This window comes from Kangiella aquimarina DSM 16071, from assembly GCF_000374105.1.
GTDB lineage: Bacteria > Pseudomonadota > Gammaproteobacteria > Enterobacterales > Kangiellaceae > Kangiella > Kangiella aquimarina.
Genome location: NZ_KB893651.1, coordinates 619,731 through 638,768 on the forward strand (window position 1 = coordinate 619,731; position 19,038 = coordinate 638,768).

Sequence of the window (19,038 nt, forward strand, 5' to 3'; positions counted from 1 at the left end):
CTTCTTAACTTAAGGCTTCTTTATTCTGATCTTCCTGAGAAGATTCTTCATTACTATCCAGTTGTTTTAAGGGCATGCTTATAGTGAAGAGAGCACCATTGAGCATGCGGCTATCTTCAGCCCAAATTTTTCCATGGTGACGGGTGATGATACCCTTTGCTATTGCTAGTCCAAGACCTGCGCCTCCTGAGTCTCGATTTCGACTAAAATCCAAACGAGTGAATGGTTCGAAGATTCTTTCTCGTTTTCCTGGTGGGATACCTGGGCCATCATCCTCGACCTGAATATCAAGAGTGTCGTTGTACTCGGTCAGATTGATTTGTACGGTAGAAATTGAGAATCGTGCCGCATTTCTAACCAAGTTGATAAGAGCGCGTTCAATCAAGTTTTTATCGGCATATAGTGTACTGCCTTGATTAGGCTGACTGTAAATAACGAACTGCTTGTTATTGTGGATAGTTTTAACTTTTTCGCAAACATCCTGAGTTAATTCTTTAATATTGAACTCTGAAAGTTGTAAAGGATGCTGGCCATGCTTCAATCTTGAATAACCTAAGACTTCCCTGACTAATGCATCAAGTTCATCCAGAGCATCATGCATATCATCTGTTAATTTTTCACGACGATTATCAGATGCTTTGTCATTAAATAGGTCAAGAGCAAAGCTCAGGCGAGCCATAGGGCCTCTGAATTCATGAGCTACAGCATGCATTAAATCTCTTTGATTATAGAGACTTTGCTGATGTTCTTTTCGAAGATCATTAATATGCTCAACCAGTTTAGGAATATTAGTTGCAAGGTCCTGAACCGCATACTCTTTTCTATCTAAAGCTAGTCCATCAAATTGTACTTTATCCAGCGCGAAACTGGCAGGACGAAGGTTTCTCTGATTTAGGTAGTGAAGTCCATAGAGAATGGAACCATTTAGCAGAAGTAGAACAAAACTGTATACAACCCAGTCTGTAACTGAAACATAAAAATAGGGCGCATCATAGGGACCAAGAACTAGAACAGACTCATTATCATTCAGTATGACCAGGCCAATCGGACCATCCTTTCCTTGCATGTAAACCAGGTAACGGTTTTGCTTTAACTCATCTTTAATATTCTGATCGAGAGTTAAGTCCGATAGTTTCTCAGTTGTGATTTTTGTTTCCAGCTCATATTCTGCTCGAGCTATAGTTTGAGGCGAGTGATTGTAATCAAGAATTGACAGTCTGAAGTTCAGCTCGCGAGCATCAGATGTGATGTTGTCGCGAACCTCCTTTTCACCGATATCGTAAACCCAGGGAAAATAAACGTAATATATGAAAGTGCCGCCCAATATGTTGGCTACAACTATAATTAACAGCGGGGCAAGCAGTTTTTTTATCATTTAGTTAACAGGTAGCCTTCACCACGAATTGTTTTGATAATGTAGGGCAACTTAGGATCATCACCTAGTTTCTTACGCAGTCGAGAAATACGTAAGTCGATACTTCTATCAGTACCATCATATTCAAGACGGAAGGTTTTACGGTGCAATTCTTCACGACTGACGACTTCGCCAGAGCGTTCGGCGAGTAACCAGAGTAGGTTATATTCTGCCGTGGTTAGGTGAACTACTTGACCGTCGGAAATGACTGTGCGGTTTTGCGGATTAATTTTGACTTTACCAGCATGGATAAATTCAGTGCCTGACTCTAAGGAATCTGAAACTTCCACACGTCTCAGAAGAGCCCGTAGATGGGCGAGTAGTACTCTTGATTTTACTGGTTTGGAAAGATAGTCATCAGCGCCAGTTTCTAGCCCTGCGACTTCGTCGATATCATCACTCATTGAGGTCAGCATCAGGATCGGGCCACTATAATGTGGTCGCACGGTACGACAGACAGTCAGACCATCTGCTCCCGGAAGCATAACATCAAGAATTACAGCTCGCGGCTGCTGTTCAATGATCAGATCAATAGCTTTTGTGCCGTTAGCTTCAATTTGCACTTGATAGTCATTGCTTTCAAGGAATTCTGCTACCAGCGAAGCTAGTTTGTCATCATCTTCTACAAGTAATATAGTTTGCGACATTATTTTATAGTTTTTTAGAGTACACCCAATAAAAGTAGGCATTAAATTGCCTGAAATAGCCTGTCAGGTCAATGCCTTGGCTGAAATATCTAAAGTATTTTTAGATTTTTTCGGTTTGATAATAGCACAAAATTACGATAAGTGTGCTATCCGATAATAAATAACCATATTTATCAATAAGTTAAACTTGAAAACCAGGTTTTAAAAATTGTCTCTCCAGCTCTGTAAAGGCTTGTTATTGTCATACTTGCATTTAACTGCTAATCTCTTACAGTATGAACTGTGTCATAAAATTTAACATTCTTGGCACACAAGTTTTCTTAATATCTTTTCACGCATTACGGCTGTAAACATATGAAAAAAGTAGCATTATTCTTATCTTCGTTATTATTGGTTGCGTTATCGGGTGTCGCTGGTTTGGCTAAAGCCGCTGAACAGGTGAATGTGCAAGGTTCTAATTTGCAATTGAATGGTCTAGCAGTGCACAGTGAACTACGTCAAGAGTGGTTCCTCAATGCATTGTACTTAAGCAATAAATCAGATGACCCAGCAGAAATCTTGAATTCTCCGATGATTAAGAGAATGCAAATCAAGGTGTTGGCAGACCAGTTGCCTGGTCGCCGCCTAAAACGTTTCTGGATTGAACGAATTAAGAATAACAATGAGGCCTCTGTAGTTCTGGAAAATGCAAAAGGTGTTCGAGAATTGGCGGATAGCCTTGGTCAGGATCTTGCTGCTGGCGACACCATTAATATTGATTATGTACCAGGGCAAGGTACTGTCATTCAAATTAACGGTGCAACTGTGAATACTGTTGATGAAGCCATTTTCCCGTTAATGCTAAATACCTGGGTTGGAGAAAGACCACCATCTTCTGAATTCAAAGATGCTATTCTGGGTAATCAATCAGCTGTAGGTTATTCAGATCTTTTAGCCAAGTACACAACAATCAATCCTGCTCCATCGCGCGTTTCAATATTTGATCAGGCAGCGCAGGCGGCTAAGGAAGAAGAAGAGCGTAAAGCACGTGAAGCTGAAGAGCGCCGTCTAGAAGAGGAACGCCGTGCCGAAGAGCAGCGTCGTGCGGAAGAGGAAAGACAGCGTCAGGCTGAAATAGCAGCGCAGCGCGAACAGCAACAGGCAACTCAACAGGCTCAGCAGCAGGAAGAGAAAAAGCCAGAGCCTAAGCCGGAGGTTAAGCAGCCGGTTGTAGAAGAAGTGCCAGCTGGTCCAACTGAAGAAGAGCTAGCAGCGATGAGAGCGAGTTATAACTCCGCAATTCGCGCGCATTATGTTCCATTCTTCGAGTATCCGGTACAGGAGATTATGCGCCGTCATGGCAAGTCAGCGCTATTGAATCCGCGTAAGGGCCGCACCCATGGTGAGGTAACCATTCAGCTGGAAGTCGATCGTGACGGTGAGCTGGTAGGTGGTAGTCTGGTAAGCAGCTCTGGTGAGAAAATTCTTGATGATGCAGTGATGAGCGCACTTTTTGATGCGGTTCCTTACCCTGCAATGCCAGAAGAGTTGCCAGAAGAAACATTTAACACGACATTGCCTATTTCAATTCCAGCGCCACAAATGTAGAATCGTCTACACTTTAGTGGAAGGGGCCTTTATGGCCCCTTTCTATTATATTGACTATGATATTGCGAATCCGAACGATTTAAATATTGGTTGAGCCCTTTGAGCTTACTTTAGATGAAACTGGACGATATGGCACCTTAACTTGCTTATTAGTCCTTTCATTAAACAATTAAGGTAAAAATATAATGAATATCAATTGCTTATTTGATAGTGGTAATATTGAGGTAATTGAGGCCAGTGATAACAATGCAGTTAAACTGGCTATCAGAGATGACTCCAATTCAGAATTCAAACAGTGGTTTCACTTCCGGCTGCACGGTGAAATTGGCAAAACCTATAATTTCGAAATAATGAATGCCAAAGATTGCTCTTATGTCGATGGCTGGAATGACTATCAGGTTGCAGCTTCCTATGATGGTGAATTTTGGTTTAGAGTTCATACCACATTTGACGCAGATAAACGCCTTACATTCTCCCATCAGTTAGAGCATTCCACGATTTTCTTTGCTTATTTCGAGCCTTATTCTTATCAACGTCACTTGAGCCTTGTTCATCAGGCACAGCATTCAGAGCTATGTCAGCATCAGGTGCTGGGGCAAACGGTTGATGGGCATGATATTGATCTGTTGGTCATTGGTGATGAAAGCCGTGAGCGTAAAATCTGGGTAACCGCACGACAACACCCAGGTGAAACCATGGCTGAATGGTGTGCTGAAGGCCTTATTGAGCGCCTGTTGAATGAAGACGATGCTTTAGCACAAAGTCTTTTACAAGAAGCGGTTTTCTATATCGTTCCTAATATGAACATTGACGGTAGTATCCGCGGAAACTTACGTTCGAATGCTGCTGGTGCCAACCTAAATCGTGAATGGCAAAATCCTAGTCTTGAGAAAAGTCCTGAAGTTTATCATGTGCGTAATAAAATGAAGTCTACTGGAGTAGACGCATTTCTCGATCTGCATGGCGATGAAGGCTTGCCTTATGTATTTGTTGCTGCTTGTGAAGGTATCCCAAGTTACGATGATCGAATTAAACAGCTTGAGGAAGATTTCAGCGCCATTCTTAAGTCGATAAACCCAGATTTCCAGACAGAGTATGGTTACGATAAAGATGAGCCTGGCAAAGCAAATTTGACAGTGGCAAATGCCTGGGTTGGCGAAGAGTTTAAGTGTTTATCGCTAACGCTTGAAATGCCATTCAAAGATAATGCTAACTTGCCTGATAAGCAAACTGGCTGGTCAGGAGATCGTAGTTATTTATTGGGCCAAACTTTACTCAATCCACTCTATCAATTAGTTAAAAAATTAAGGTAGTAGCATGGCAAACTTTTTAGTTTTCGGTGCCGGTTTTGTCGCCGAACCATTAGTTGAATATTTATTGCGACGCTCGGATAACAAGGTGACTGTTGTCAGTCATATTCTCGAAGAGGCGCAAGCTCTTGCGAATAAATTTTCCGGTGTAAAAGCTATTCAGGCAGATGTCACTGATCAGGCGCAAATTGAACCATTGATGGCTGACTATGATATGGTCGTTAGCTTGGTACCAGCTACGTTACATCCTGTAATAGCAAAAGCAGCCATTGCCCAGAAAAAGAACATGGTCACGGCAAGTTATGAATCACCTGCAATGAGAGAGCTAAAGCAACAGGCTCTCGATGCTGGTGTTACCATCTTAAATGAAATTGGTTTAGACCCTGGAATTGATCACTTGAGCGCGATGAAGATTATCGACCAAGCACATGCGAACAATGAAAAGGTCATCAGTTTTGTTTCCTGGTGTGGCGGGCTTCCATCCCCACAGGATAATGATAATCCGTTAGGTTATAAATTTTCATGGGCTCCGAAAGGCGTGTTATTGGCACTTCTTAATGATGCGTTATTCTTACATAACGGCAAAGTTGAAAGAGTGGTTGCTAAAGAGCTTCTGAAGTGGGCAAAACCATTGCAGGCAAATGGTTTAGAGCTCGAGGGCTATCCTAATCGAGACTCCACAGGTTATCAGGAAATTTACGGTATACCTGAAGCTCAAAATATCATTCGAGGCACTTTCCGCTATTCTGGCTTTTGTGAAATTATTCAGGCAGCCAAGGATTTAAATTTGCTGGATTCTGAATCAGATGTTGTTATGCAGGATTCGGTCTGGAGCGATTATATTAGTAGGCTAAATGAGGTCAACAGTGTCGATGAACTGAAAGATCAGTTATCTGAATCTGCATGGCAAGGACTTGAGTGGCTTGGTTGTTTTTCAGAACAGAATGTGGGAAAACATGTCGGCCCGATTGATGCTTTCTGTAGTCTATTAGTTAAGAAGTTAGGCTACAGTCAAGGCCAGGTCGATATGGTGTTATTACAACACAAGTTTGAAATCGAAAAAGCTGATGGTAGTCGTTATCACATAGCTTCAACGCTTCAAGAGTTTGGGGAGGTTGGGGGGTATTCAGCCATGTCAAAAACAGTTGGATATCCGGCGGCAATAGCCTGTCAGCTGATTGCAGACGGCAAAATTGCCCGTAAAGGCCTTGTTCTTCCAATGACTGAAGATATTTATGCCCCTATCCTTGATTTGCTTGAAAAAGAAGGCGTTGTCTGTAAAGAGCAGGTAATGGATGCTGACTCTTCATTTTTAAGTGAGTTGGACTATTAACTATAAATTACTGAGCCAAATTGTCATTTGGTTCAGTATCCGCTGCTCTTAACTCATTACTCAGGAATTGCTTTATAGCTTCTTGAGTAATGAGACTAAAGTTATTCTCTTCCGTTATCTCCTTAGTAATTTCCTTATTGAGTAATAATACCGGCCTTTGTGAGAGCTGCAGGTTTTGCCATTTTGCTAATGTTTTGTAATGGCTAACACCAGGCTCGCTACTATCATCAATAATTAGAACTGCTGGATAGTTTTTTACTGTTAAACGGTGATAGGGGCTCACCGCTAAAAACCATTCAGTGGAAGCTTCGTCGTTTTTGAGATTAAATTCCTTCATCCAATAAGGGTTTTCAGACTCAAGCATGCTGAGATAATTAGCTTCGAAATCCTTGAGTGCGATGGCACTAAAGTTCTGAGGAGCATGGATGGCGGCCTCCATTAACAAGCTACCGGCAAAGCCTTCACCATATGCCGCAATTTGCTTTCTATTAGAAAAATCATTATCCGCCAGCCAGTCAACGGCGCTCACAATATCTTCTACCGCACGTGCATGCTTTTGTCCGCTGACTGATTGGCGCCAGCTTTCACCATACACTCCACCTCCGCGGATATGAGCGATTGCAACGACTCCTCCACGCTCCAGCCAATCTTTAAATAACGGATGGTAGTATGGTTCTTGAATATGTCCAAAACCGTGGTTAGTCAGAAGAAGGGCAGGGTTCTTTCCATTTTTGGGTAGGTCTTCATGGTAGGCTATGGTCAATGGAATTCGACTACCATCAGTTGAACGATAAAATACTGTTTCGCTAACAATATCTTTTGATTTATTAATAGGAAGTGGTGATACCACAAGTTCTTTTTGGTTTAAGTCCACAGAGTGAATGGTTGCCGGGTGTGCAAAGCTGTTCACCGTTGCAAGAATACTTCTTTGCCCGTTCTGCATAAGGGTGCTCGGCTGCAGTTTTAATTCGCTGTTTGGCTTAACTTCTATTGATTGTCTGGAGCCACCATTCAGCTGTGTAACATAGAGCTTTTGCTGAGTATTGTTCAGGTATTGCAATAACCAGCGATTCTCTATTAGCTGGGCACTAAGCAGCAGTTCATTCTGTTGACCAATGACTTCTTTCCAGTCACGGCGAGATGGTTGCTTAAGATTAATCGATATAATGCGCCAGCGAGGTGCTACAAGGTTTGTATGAAAATAAAAAGTTTCATTGATATTGCCAACAAAATTAAGGCTGGCTCGAGTATTTTTTGCAATATTAATGGCATCTGACAACTTTCCAGTTTCACTAATCGGAATAACCCAAACCATGTCAGACGTATCAACCAGATGTTTGGCAGTAACCACAAGATATTGGCCATCAGGAGTAAGTTGAGTACTGATACTCCAGAGTTCTGGTGTGTCAATGTGTTCTGTTAAATCAAAAAGAACCTGACTGAAATCTGGCCCCTGACCAAGGTTTTGATAGTACAACTGGTGATCGGTTTGATAGATAAACCGATTATGTCCCGCAAGCCAGTTAAACTGAGTTTGGATATGAGTTGCAGGTAACCGGTAGCTATTAAATTGTTGTGCTGTAAGGTCAAAAATTAGCCAGCGGTATTGCTTTTGGCTGTTTTGTGTCTGGATTGCTAGATATCGTCCGTGTGGTGATAGTGATGTTGATACAGCGGTCATGCCAGCAGGCAATGCTCCAAGGTTTGTCTCTATTTCCTTTATAGTGTCATAAACAGTAATACTGCTCTCTAGGGTGGCAGGGTCTTCTTTGATGTAGAAATAAAGGTTGATGAACTGTTGGGGGAGTTTACGTCCTAGAGCACTTTCAACTTGTTTAAATGCTTCGATTCCCTGATCCAGTCTGGAAAAATATTGCTTGGATAGTTCTACCTGCTGTTCGAGCCAATCAGTGCGTTGCGGTGTTTTTTGCTCAAGCCACATATAATTATCATCAATCTGCACACCATTAAGAAGATAGTCGTAATCTTGTGTGGGATTCTTTGGCAAGGAAACTTTGGTAACAGGTAGCTGTTCAGGTGCTTCATCTTCTGAACAAGAGCTCAGTAACAAAGCGGACAGCAAGGCTGGAACAATAAGGATAGCTTTAGTACGCCTAATCTGCGATTGATTGGTATTCTTGATTGGTGCGTTAAAAAGCATAAAATCCTTGTATGGAGCATAGCAAAAGTTGAATTGATTGTACCAACAGCCAGTTTTAATGCAAAACCAAATAGCTATAAAAGATTTATCAGTTGTATGCTAACTGTTATATAATGATCGAACCACTTTGCAATACCACATATGGCGATGAATCAAACTGTAGCGCCCATCGAAATTGATGTTCCATTCCCAAAGCCTCCTGTCGAACTCTCTACTGATGAAAAAGAACATCATAGGAAGTTAATCAAAGAGTTATTGGCTCAGCATAACGCTGTGCTGATTGCTCATTATTATACTGACCCTGAAATTCAGGCTTTGGCTGAAGAAACTGGTGGTTTTGTAGGTGATTCCCTGGAAATGGCCAAATTCGGAGCCCGTCATCCGGCAGACACTCTAATTATTGCTGGAGTTAAGTTTATGGGAGAAACGGCCAAAATTCTAAGCCCTGAAAAGCGTGTTCTCATGCCAACTCTTGAGGCAACCTGTTCATTGGACTTAGGGTGCCCAATTGAACCTTTCAGTGAGTTTTGTGATCAGCACCCTGACCGAGAAGTGGTGGTCTATGCAAATACCTCAGCTGCCGTTAAAGCACGTGCTGATTGGGTGGTGACTTCCAGTATTGCTGTAGATGTTCTTGAGTATTTGGCCGAGCAAGGGAAAAAGATAATCTGGGGGCCTGACAAGCACCTGGGGCGCTATATCCAACAAAAAACAGGTGCCGATATGCTGTTGTGGCAAGGTGCCTGTATTGTTCATGATGAATTCAAATACAAAGCCTTAGAGCAAACTATGGCTTTGTATCCAGAAGCTGCAGTGCTGGTACATCCAGAGTCCCCCCAAAAGATTGTGGATCTGGCTGATTTTGTTGGCTCAACATCACAACTGATTAAAGCCGCCAAAGAACTTCCTCAGAAGCAGGTTATTGTTGCTACTGATAAAGGCATCTTCTATAAAATGCAGCAGGCAGCTCCTGAAAAAGAGCTGATTATTGCACCCACAGCAGGGGAAGGAGCAACATGCCGTAGTTGTGCACACTGCCCCTGGATGAAGATGAATGTCCTGCAATTGTTATCTCAGGTCTTTGAGCAAGATGATAATGAAGTGTTTGTTGATCACGATTTAGCTGAAAAAGCATTGATCCCCTTACAGAAAATGGTAAATTTTGCTAACGATATTCAAGCGAACGTTAAAAGTAATATTTAACAGAGACCAAAGGGGAATTCATGAAAGCAAATATCAAGGTAGTAACCTTAGCAATTATCACGGCTCTAAGCATCAGTGCCTGTAACGAGCAGAATGAGCAATCTGAGAGTCAGTTGGTTGCCGTAGAATCTAAACAGGATACAACTAATCTGGAAGCTAAATCAGAAGCCAAGCCAGAAGCAACAGCTGACAAAAAAGAGACTACCGGCTCTAAATTAGTATCCATTATTGAGGGTGATCATAGAAGCGAGCAGAATAAAGCTCGAAATGAGTATCGTCATCCTGCCGAAACGATTAAGTTTTTTGGTATCCGTCCTGGTATGACTGTTGTTGAAGTTTCGCCTGGTGGCGGCTGGTATACTGAAATTCTTGCCCCCTGGTTAGGTGAAGAAGGAAAGCTCTATGCAGCACATTTTGACCCTAATTCGGAGGTTGAGTATTACCAGAATAGTCTTAAAGGTTTCAGAGATAAGTTGGCGGCGAGCCCAGAGCTTTATTCTAATGTTGAGTTAACCGTATTCGACCCTAAGTCTACTAATCCAATAGCACCTGCCAATAGTGCTGATGTAGTGGTCACTTTCCGTAATGTGCATAACTGGATGCGCGGTGGTCGTGAAGAAGCACTGAATGCCTTTAAGCTAATGCATGATGCTGTAAGACCAGGTGGCATGCTCGGTGTTGTAGAACATCGTTTGGCAACTAGATTGGAGCAGGACGAAAAAGCAAGCTCCGGATATATGCATGAAAAGTTCGTCATTGATTTGGCAGAAGAAGCTGGGTTTAAACTGCTTGAGCGATCACAAATCAATGCTAACCCCAAAGATACTACTGATCATCCCAAAGGAGTATGGACTTTGCCACCAAGTCTGCGTCTAGGTGAAGAAAACAAAGAACAGTATCTGGAAATTGGTGAGAGCGATCGTATGACTTTAAAATTCGTCAAGCCAGCAGCTCAGTAATCAATTGCATTTATTCTTTATCAAAGCAATATAGCGCTACCCCAATAGGGCGTAGCGCTATGCAGAAACCACTCTTCGAAACTCAATCCCTTTACTATCATTTGCTTTAATCCTATTCAGTAATTCTGAGGATGATGTATGTTCACTATACAAGTAACGAATGAGTTCTTGCTGTGAAATATGTGGAGCAAACAGCTCAATAAAGTCTTTCATATACTGTTTCAAGAACAGGTTCTTGTTGAATGCAAGCCAAGTAGTGCACTTAGGTAACATCTCACGTGTCGAATAGCTGATTAAGTCTTTATCATGCTCGTTGTCATAGGCCATGCTGGCGATAATTCCAACACCGAATCCTTTCCGAACATATGTTTTTATGATGTCAGCATCACGAGCCGTGAAAACAATATTGGGTTCTAGTTTTTGTTCTTTACAAGCCCGCAACAAACTAGAAGAGGCTTTGTCGCTGAAGTTATAAGTTACAAGCGGATATTGGACCAAGTCCTCGAGGGAAATTTTTCTTAGATCACCCAGTGCATGGTCCTGAGGGAACAGTAATGTTCTATCCCATTGGTAGCAAGGTATCTGAACAATATCAGGCCCAAGTTCAACGTTGCCTGACGCTATAACAAAATCGATTTCCTGCTTGTTGAGCTGTTCAATGATTTGTTCTGTTGTTCCCTGATGCAGATCAATTTTCAAGCCAGGGTATTCTTTATGGAAAGTAGAGAATGTGCGCGGCAAAACGTACTGAGCTTGAGTTTGAGTGGTTCCAATTGAAAAGCAGCCAGAGTCTTGCTGGCTAATTTCACTTGATAGACGCTTAATATTATTAATCTCCTGCATGACTTTGCGAGCTCTTGCCAGAATTTCTTTGCCCACCTGGGTTATTCCTACCAATTGTTTGCCATTGCGCTCAAAGATCTTGGTCTGTAATTCATCTTCAAGAAGGCGTAATTGCTTACTGATCCCGGGTTGAGAAGTGAAAATTTTCTGGGCAGCACTGGTGATGCTCAGATTATTATCCGCAATAGCGATTAAATATTTTAGCTGTTGTAGTTTCATTTTGGACGTCTAAATGTTTAAATGGCTGTGAAAATTAGCATGCTTTATAGTTAAAAGCAATATCTTATATATCCTTCAGATATATTGTGCAAATTAATTATACTTCTTTATAACCGAGGGTTATTAGAAGATAATGAAAAACAATTAGCTTACAAACCTTATTATGCTTAGATTTGTTGCGTCCTTTTTTATCTAAGTCATAAAGTTATTTTTGAATAGTTGAACTTAAGTTTCAGTTTTTATTGAGATAAATAACCGAATGTTATTTGTATAGAGGTTTTATTCATGATTCATAATTCCATTCTGGAGACGATTGGTAATACACCAATCATTAAAATTAATAGGCTGGCTCCGAAAAATATCAGTATGTATGTAAAAGCGGAGTTTTTTAACCCATTAGCATCCGTCAAGGATCGCCTGGCCTTTGCTATTATTAACGATGCCGAACAGAAGGGATTGCTAGAACCCGGGCAGACAGTGGTAGAGGCCACATCTGGAAACACCGGTATCGCATTAGCTATGGTCTGTGCCGCAAAAGGTTATCCATTTGTTGCTGTAATGACGGAAACCTTCTCGATTGAGCGACGAAAGATCATGAGGGCGCTTGGGGCCAAGGTTGTTCTGACACCAGCAGCAGAGCGTGGAACCGGAATGGTGCGTGTGGCTAAAGAGCTGGCGGATAAAAATGGTTGGTTCCTCGCTCGTCAGTTTGAGAATGAAGCTAATCCTGCTTACCATCGGAATACCACAGCTCCAGAAATACTAAAGGACTTTGCCGGTAAGCGCCTGGATTACTTTGTAAGTGGATATGGCACGGGTGGAACAATCACTGGTGTGGGGGAAGTTCTAAAAGTTGCCCGTCCAGAAACTAAAATTATAGCTACTGAACCTGCAGGGGCTTCTTTGTTAGCTGGTAAAGAGTGGCAACCCCATAAAATTCAAGGTTGGACACCTGACTTTATTGCTGAAGTGATGAACCAGGATATCTATGATCGTCTGATTCCAATTGATGATGTCGTAGCCCGAGATACAGCCTTGGCTTTGGCTCAAAAAGAGGGAATCTTTTGTGGTATATCAGCAGGTGCAACCTTTGCGGCCGCGCTTGAGGTAGCTAAAGATGCAGAAGAGGGTGCCACCATATTGGCAATGTTACCTGATACCGGTGAGCGCTACATGAGCACGTTCCTGTTCGAAGGAATCAATGAAGGCAGTGATGATGAAGTCTTAAATTAATCTTTAAGCAAATAAAAAGCAGGAATTAATCCTGCTTTTTATTGTGTTTAATATTATAGCTGATGTTCACTTTTTAACTTTCTTGCCTCGCGCTTCCATATCGAGGACATAATCATCCCTATCTTTTCTCAAGTCTTCATCGGTTGGTAGCGGCTGGCCGGTGTAAGCATGTAAAAATGCCTCGCACAACAATTCACTGTTGGTTGCATGACGTAAGTTATTAACTTGGCGTCTGGTTCTTTCGTCTGTCAAAATTTTGAGTACCGAAAAGGGTATTGATACTGTTATTTTTTTTACTTTATCCTTTTTTTCGCCGTGCTCAACGTATGGATTGATAAAGTTTCCATCCCAATCTTTTGCCATATTCACCTCGTGTCTTATTCGATGTGGTTATTATACATTTTTTTTAGCCCTCTAAACATCTTGACTTTCAATAGAAGCTAATAATATATTGGCCATATAGACGTCTAAACGTCTTTCTTGTTTTTTCAGGCATACTCCAATACAGATTGATGCCTTTTAAGAGGTAGGTGATGACCAATCAAGCAGTTGACCAACAAGCCATAACCACTGAGGAAGGATGGATTCCCTTATCCAGCAGTTCAGAGGCAGGTACCGGTTTTATAGATACCGGAACCGTTTCTATAGAGCATTTTGATTTATTGCATGGTGATAGGCTCAGTGATATTTCAGTTCATTACAACCGGTATGGCGTAAACCATAAGCCAGCATTAGTTGTGCTTGGTGGTATTTCTTCTTCTCGTGACATCCATGTGTGGTGGACCGACTTATTTGGCCATCAAAAACCATTAGATTTAGAACAATTTCAAGTTATTGGTGTGGATTACATTGCGAATAGTGATCAACGTAACCCCAGTTTAATTTCAACTTTCGACCAGGCCAGAGTTATTAGTGAAGTTTTAGTGCATTTAGGCATCAAACACTTAGAAGCAATTGTCGGTAGTTCATATGGAGGTATGGTTGCGCTGGCTTTTGCTCATCTCTTTCCACAAAAAATTAACAAGTTGGTCTGTATCGCTGCTGCTCACACTAATACACAGACTTCGATAGCACAGCGTCAGATTCAGCAGCAAATTCTCGAATTAGGAATTAGCTCTGGCAAAACAAAAGAAGCAGTATCAATTGCTCGCCAATTAGGTTTTATCAGTTACCGTAGCCAGCAAGAGCTTGAGCATCGCTTTAATACCAGCAGGGTTATTGAACAACAAAGTCTTAGTTATGAGCTGGTTAATTATCTAAAGCATCAAGGGGATAAGTTTGCAGCAAAGTTTGACATAGAACGATATCGTTCCCTTTCACAGTCCATCGATTTGCACAAAGTCGATCCTAAAGGGGTTGTTAATGATGCTTTGTTTATTGGTATCGATAGTGACCAGTTAGTGCCTGCTGATCTTGTTAAAAAGACTGCAACTTTATGTAAAGGCCAATCTAAATTCCAAATCATAAATTCATACTACGGTCACGATGGCTTTCTTCTGGAAGCCTCGCAGTTAACCGAGAGTATCACACTATTTCTAAGGAACACGCTATGACGCATTCTAACCAGACAATTTCCGTTCGTTCAGGTATTGAAACTGATCAGCAATTTGGGGCGGTTACTCCCCCTTTATATTTATCTTCAAATTACACTTTTTCCGATCTTGAACAACCAAGACGCTATGACTATAGCCGTTCAGGTAACCCAACCCGTGACACCTTAGCTGAAACCCTGGCCGAGTTGGAATCTGGTGTTGGCGGAATCATTACTTCAAGCGGCATGTCAGCAGTGTATCTAGTTACTCACCTATTGGATAAAGGTGATTTGATTATTGCCCCACACGACTGCTATGGCGGCACCTATCGCTTACTGAATAGTCTTGCTAAGAAAGGTCTGTTTGAAATTCTGTTTGTTGATCAGGGTAGCGAAGAGAGTTTCCGGTCTGCATTAAAAAGAAAGCCAAAGTTACTGTGGATTGAAACACCCAGTAACCCCTTATTGAGAGTTGTTGATATCCACAAGCTCTGCCAATTGGCCGGTAATGATATTATAAAAGTTGTGGATAACACTTTTTTATCCCCCGCTTTGCAACAGCCTCTAAAATTAGGAGCTGACGTGGTTGTTCATTCGACAACGAAATACATCAATGGTCATAGTGACGTCGTAGGTGGTGCAGTTATTGCTAAAGAGCAGGCGCTTTATGAAAAACTTGCCTGGTGGGCAAACTGTATTGGGGTAACCGGCTCACCCTTTGATAGCTTTATCACCAGTCGAGGTTTACGCACCTTGTCTGTCCGTATTCGTCAGCATCAGGAAAACACTCTTAAAATAGTTGAGTTCTTACAACGGCAGTCGCTGGTTAAGCATATTTACTATCCTGGTCTCGAATCCCATTCAACTCACGCTATAGCGGCTCAACAGCAACAGGGTTTCGGAGCCATGTTGTCTTTCGAATTGGACTTAGAAAGTGCCAACCTAAGAACTTTTGTCAATAGTCTGAAGCTGTTCTCACTTGCCGAATCTCTTGGAGGTGTGGAAAGTTTGATCTGTCACCCTGCAACTATGACTCACGCTGCAATGGATGATAAGGCTCGAGAAACGGCCGGTATCAGCAGTAGTTTGTTAAGGCTATCAGTTGGGATAGAGGAGGCGGCTGATCTGATTAAAGACTTAGCGAGCGCTTTTAAACGATGTCAGATTAAAGTGTTAAAGGGTGAGCAACATGGTTGATAAGGGGCAGTTTAAAACGGAGAACTATAGAGAACATTCTACTGTTTGTAGAAGTTATAAAAGTTTGGGAATTAATGTGCATAAATTTGGTGGTTCCAGCTTGGCTACCACTGAACAATTAGTGAAAGTCTGCGACATTATTGTCAATCATACTAAGCCAGGTGATATTGTTGTGGTTTCTGCTAATGGTGATGTTACGGATCGGTTAATCGATGCTGCCCACGGCCGTCATCGATCTGTATTAGAACTAGTGGAATATTTTAGACAGTTATCTTCAGGGCTAGCTATCGATGCTGATAAGTTTTTAAAACAGCTCGGCAATGACATAGAAGACATAAAGGTTTTGTGCCAGCAGCAACCTGTTCCAACGGACAGTATTCTGGCTTTCGGTGAGATATGGTCCGCCAGGCTTCTTGTCTATCTATTGAGCAGTCATCAATGTACTGCACAGGCTGTAGATGCCAGCCATTATCTTAAGCTGACGTCACTTCATGAATATAGTCAATTTGATGAGCAATTTGCTGAAGCTAATTTTTCCAGTCTGTATGAGTCAACTCTTAATCATTTAGAACCCAATTATGCTCGATTTGTATTTACTGGTTTTATTGCTAGTGATAATTGCGGCAAACTCGTTACGTTGGGACGAAACGGAAGTGATTATAGCGCAACGGTTATAGCGCAGTTAGTAAAGGCAGCTTCAGTCACTATTTGGACCGATGTGGATGGAATCTTCACTGCCGATCCCAATATCGTAAGCAATGCGCAGAGAGTGGAGCATTTATCATTATGTGAGGCTCAGGCGATTTCAGAGTTAGGGGCCAACGTGCTACATCAAAAAACCGTCACGCCACTTTTAACCTATAAAACCAGCGCTACCATAAAAAGTTCTCTCTTAGATCACTCGCATGGAACTCAAATCACACAACACCCCACAAGTTCTGGTCAGGTAAAAACGATAGCCGCTAAACAGGCATTAGTTCGCATTGTCATTAATAATATTAATGAGCTTAGTGCTCGTACTGTTCAGCAGAAAATATTACTGAACCAGATTGCCAGTTATGCCAGTAATTTTGACCGGACTTTGGACAGGCTGACATTTTATGTGGCAGAACCAGACCGGTTTAATTGTATATCCATTATTCAGGCCGCGCAGTTTTATCCTATTGTTGAAAAAAATAATCTGTCGCTGATTAGTCTAGTTGGTCAGGGGATACGTCAGAATCATAAAGTCATCAGCAAATTCATTGAGCGACTTGAACGATATTCTATTGAAGAAATTCACTATCCTGCTAATGCACATACGCTATGCGTTTTAATTGAAGATGAACAGGCCATTACTTTACTGCATGACCTGCATGACACTTTTTTTGAAAGGGAACCGTCGATACCAATTGTAGTTCTTGGTTATGGCAATATTGGTAAACAGTTTTTAAGAATCCTAAAGGATAATAAACCTGAAATTGAGTCATCTCTTAATCGGTCATTATCATTATTGGCGGTGGCAAATAGCAGACATTACGTACTTTCCAATAACTGCTTAACCCGTCATGAAGATACGGTCCAACTGTTAGGGGACGATAGGGATACTGAAAACAACTCTTATGACAATAAACCATTAATTCAGAGTAATCTTAATAATCAGCTTTTAAATGCCTTAACCGATTACTCAAATAAAGAGCTGGTTGTTATTGACCTTACTGCCAGTGAAGAAATTGCAAATCTCTATGGCGAGTTCGCTAATAATGGTTGGCATATTATATCGGCCAATAAAATTGCAGCATCGGATCATAAACTTGCAAGTCATATTGAGCAAATTCAGACACAAAAAAATCGTAAGTGGCTCAAAAATACTACAGCTGGTGCAGGGATTCCTATCCAGTCAAGTATCAAGAAACTTAAAGAAGCGGGCGATACGATACTTAGTATCTCTGGAATTTTTTCAGGTTCACTGTCTTGGTTGTTTGGGCAGTTTGACGGTCGAAAGCTTTTTTCAAAGTTACTACTTGAAGCCAAGGACAATGCTTACACCGAACCAGATCCACGTGAAGATTTATCGGGTAATGATGTTATACGAAAGATTAGAATTCTGGCTAGAGAGGCTGGNTTCTTTGATGCAAAAGAGAATTTTGAGCCCGCTATACCCGATTCCTTACTCCAGGGTGACCTGCTGCAATTTTGGGATAACTCAAGTGCCATTGATGAATACTATGCTGAACTGTATCAGCAAGCAAAATCTCAAGGTGGCTTGCTTCGCTACATTGCGAGTTTAACCAAGCAGGAACTGAGCCTGAAGTTAGAAGTCATCCAGCCGGATCACCCTTTCGCAATTCTGAACCCTTGTGACAATGTTTTTGCCATTCGTAGTGAATGGTACAAGGACAACCCTTTAATTCTACAAGGCCCTGGGGCTGGTCGTGAAGTAACTGCAGCAGGCGTTCTTAATGATCTTTGTGATTTACTAAGGAGTGTTGCATGAATCGAGCAGAACGTTTGTACTCGCATGTTCAAGAACTGGAAAGGAACAACAATGATTTTGCCAGCCTTTCTGGCAACGTTAATATTTCTTTTGAATTTTTTCCGCCGCGTAGTGAGGATATGAATCAGGTTTTGTGGCAGAGCATAAAGAAGCTGGAACCACTACAACCAGATTTTGTTTCTGTAACTTATGGAGCTGGTGCCAGTACTCGTGAGCGCACTCATGAAGTGATTGAAAAGATTTTTACGGAGACCAGTTTGAATGCAGTGCCTCACTTAACATGTGTTGACGCTTCTGAGGCTGAAATTGAGCAAATTGCTCATCGCTATTGGGAAGTCGGTGTTCGCCATATTGTTGCTTTGCGTGGTGATCAACCTGAAAGCTCTGACATTCATAGTGGTGACTTTACCTACGCCACCGACTTGGTTAAAAAATTAAAAAGTCTGTACGACTTTGATATCAGTGTTGCAGCCTATCCCGAAGTGCATCCGGAGGCAATGTCAGCTCAATCAGACTTTGAAAACCTTAAGCGAAAAGTAGACGCTGGCGCCAGTCGAGCGATAACTCAATTCTTTTTTAATGCAGAACATTTCCTAAGACTTAGGGATAAATGTGTTCGTGATAATGTTGATGTGGAATTGATTCCGGGCATTTTGCCAGTAACTAATTTTTTACAGTTGTTGAAGTTTGCTCGTTTTACTCAGGTTGAGATTCCTGGCTGGATGCATAAGCTGTACCAAGGGCTTGATCAGGATCCTATAACCCGGCAACTGATTGCATCGCACATTGCGATCGAGCAGGTAAAACTACTGGCTAAGGAAGGTATTAAGAACTTCCACTTTTATACCTTAAACCGTGCAGACCTAACCTATGCCATTTGTCATAGCTTAGGTAGAAGAGATTGTTTTGCAGCCGCGAGTTAGGA

The 19,038-nt window shown here is 41.7% G+C and carries 15 protein-coding genes; 10 read left to right on the top strand and 5 right to left on the bottom strand.

What is annotated here, in order from left to right; all coding sequences use genetic code 11:
- Positions 1 to 4: 4 nt before the first annotated feature.
- Together B158_RS0112250 and B158_RS0112255 are read right to left on the bottom strand one after the other, a co-directional pair.
- The gene (locus tag B158_RS0112250) at positions 5 to 1,375 is read right to left on the bottom strand and encodes a sensor histidine kinase (protein WP_018625681.1); all 1,371 of its coding nucleotides are present in this window, start codon (positions 1,373 to 1,375) and stop codon (positions 5 to 7) included.
- Complete coding sequence (locus B158_RS0112255; protein WP_026309397.1) at positions 1,372 to 2,061, bottom strand: response regulator; 690 nt, start codon at positions 2,059 to 2,061, stop codon at positions 1,372 to 1,374. Before B158_RS0112255 ends, B158_RS0112250 begins: the two co-directional genes overlap by 4 nt.
- Positions 2,062 to 2,415: 354 nt before the next feature.
- Between B158_RS0112255 and B158_RS0112260 the strand changes: the two genes are divergently transcribed.
- The 3 genes from B158_RS0112260 (at position 2,416) to B158_RS0112270 (ending at position 6,291) form a co-directional block, all read left to right on the top strand.
- Positions 2,416 to 3,648 (top strand): TonB family protein, encoded by a 1,233-nt coding sequence (locus tag B158_RS0112260; protein ID WP_018625683.1) that lies wholly within the window; start codon positions 2,416 to 2,418, stop codon positions 3,646 to 3,648.
- A gap of 185 nt (positions 3,649 to 3,833) precedes the next feature.
- Complete coding sequence (locus tag B158_RS0112265) at positions 3,834 to 4,961, top strand: M14 family metallopeptidase (RefSeq protein ID WP_018625684.1); 1,128 nt, start codon at positions 3,834 to 3,836, stop codon at positions 4,959 to 4,961.
- Positions 4,962 to 4,965: 4 nt separating this feature from the next.
- The gene (locus B158_RS0112270) at positions 4,966 to 6,291 is read left to right on the top strand and encodes a saccharopine dehydrogenase C-terminal domain-containing protein (protein ID WP_018625685.1); all 1,326 of its coding nucleotides are present in this window, start codon (positions 4,966 to 4,968) and stop codon (positions 6,289 to 6,291) included.
- Between the two features lie 7 nt (positions 6,292 to 6,298).
- On the opposite strand, the gene B158_RS0112275 is transcribed toward B158_RS0112270, so the two are convergent.
- Positions 6,299 to 8,452 carry a prolyl oligopeptidase family serine peptidase gene (locus tag B158_RS0112275; RefSeq protein ID WP_018625686.1) on the bottom strand — a complete coding sequence of 718 codons (2,154 nt, stop codon included), beginning with the start codon at positions 8,450 to 8,452 and terminating at the stop codon, positions 6,299 to 6,301.
- A gap of 147 nt (positions 8,453 to 8,599) precedes the next feature.
- On the opposite strand from B158_RS0112275, the gene nadA reads away from it, so the two are divergent.
- Positions 8,600 to 9,655 carry a quinolinate synthase NadA gene (nadA, locus tag B158_RS0112280; protein WP_026309398.1) on the top strand — a complete coding sequence of 352 codons (1,056 nt, stop codon included), beginning with the start codon at positions 8,600 to 8,602 and terminating at the stop codon, positions 9,653 to 9,655.
- 20 nt (positions 9,656 to 9,675) lie between these two features.
- Complete coding sequence (locus tag B158_RS0112285) at positions 9,676 to 10,614, top strand: class I SAM-dependent methyltransferase (RefSeq protein ID WP_018625688.1); 939 nt, start codon at positions 9,676 to 9,678, stop codon at positions 10,612 to 10,614.
- A gap of 57 nt (positions 10,615 to 10,671) precedes the next feature.
- Here B158_RS0112285 and B158_RS0112290 read toward each other — a convergent pair whose 3' ends face one another.
- Positions 10,672 to 11,676 (bottom strand): LysR substrate-binding domain-containing protein, encoded by a 1,005-nt coding sequence (locus tag B158_RS0112290; protein ID WP_018625689.1) that lies wholly within the window; start codon positions 11,674 to 11,676, stop codon positions 10,672 to 10,674.
- Between the two features lie 285 nt (positions 11,677 to 11,961).
- On the opposite strand from B158_RS0112290, the gene cysK reads away from it, so the two are divergent.
- Complete coding sequence (gene cysK / locus B158_RS0112295) at positions 11,962 to 12,909, top strand: cysteine synthase A (protein WP_018625690.1); 948 nt, start codon at positions 11,962 to 11,964, stop codon at positions 12,907 to 12,909.
- A gap of 66 nt (positions 12,910 to 12,975) precedes the next feature.
- Here cysK and metJ read toward each other — a convergent pair whose 3' ends face one another.
- On the bottom strand, positions 12,976 to 13,272 hold the full coding sequence (metJ, locus tag B158_RS0112300; RefSeq protein WP_018625691.1) for a met regulon transcriptional regulator MetJ: 297 nt from the start codon (positions 13,270 to 13,272) through the stop codon (positions 12,976 to 12,978).
- Positions 13,273 to 13,442: 170 nt separating this feature from the next.
- On the opposite strand from metJ, the gene metX reads away from it, so the two are divergent.
- The 4 genes from metX to metF all read left to right on the top strand — a co-directional run bounded on the left by metX (position 13,443) and on the right by metF (position 19,036).
- Positions 13,443 to 14,462, top strand: coding sequence for a homoserine O-succinyltransferase MetX (gene metX / locus B158_RS0112305; protein WP_018625692.1), 1,020 nt, complete (start codon positions 13,443 to 13,445; stop codon positions 14,460 to 14,462).
- The gene (gene metB / locus B158_RS0112310) at positions 14,459 to 15,637 is read left to right on the top strand and encodes a cystathionine gamma-synthase (protein WP_018625693.1); all 1,179 of its coding nucleotides are present in this window, start codon (positions 14,459 to 14,461) and stop codon (positions 15,635 to 15,637) included. The genes metX and metB overlap by 4 nt, the downstream gene beginning before the upstream one ends.
- Positions 15,630 to 18,113, top strand: a complete 2,484-nt coding sequence (gene metL / locus B158_RS0112315) for a bifunctional aspartate kinase/homoserine dehydrogenase II (protein WP_018625694.1) — start codon at positions 15,630 to 15,632, stop codon at positions 18,111 to 18,113. The genes metB and metL overlap by 8 nt, the downstream gene beginning before the upstream one ends.
- On the top strand, positions 18,110 to 19,036 hold the full coding sequence (gene metF, locus B158_RS0112320) for a methylenetetrahydrofolate reductase (RefSeq protein ID WP_018625695.1): 927 nt from the start codon (positions 18,110 to 18,112) through the stop codon (positions 19,034 to 19,036). The genes metL and metF overlap by 4 nt, the downstream gene beginning before the upstream one ends.
- The last annotated feature ends 2 nt before the right edge of the window (positions 19,037 to 19,038 follow it).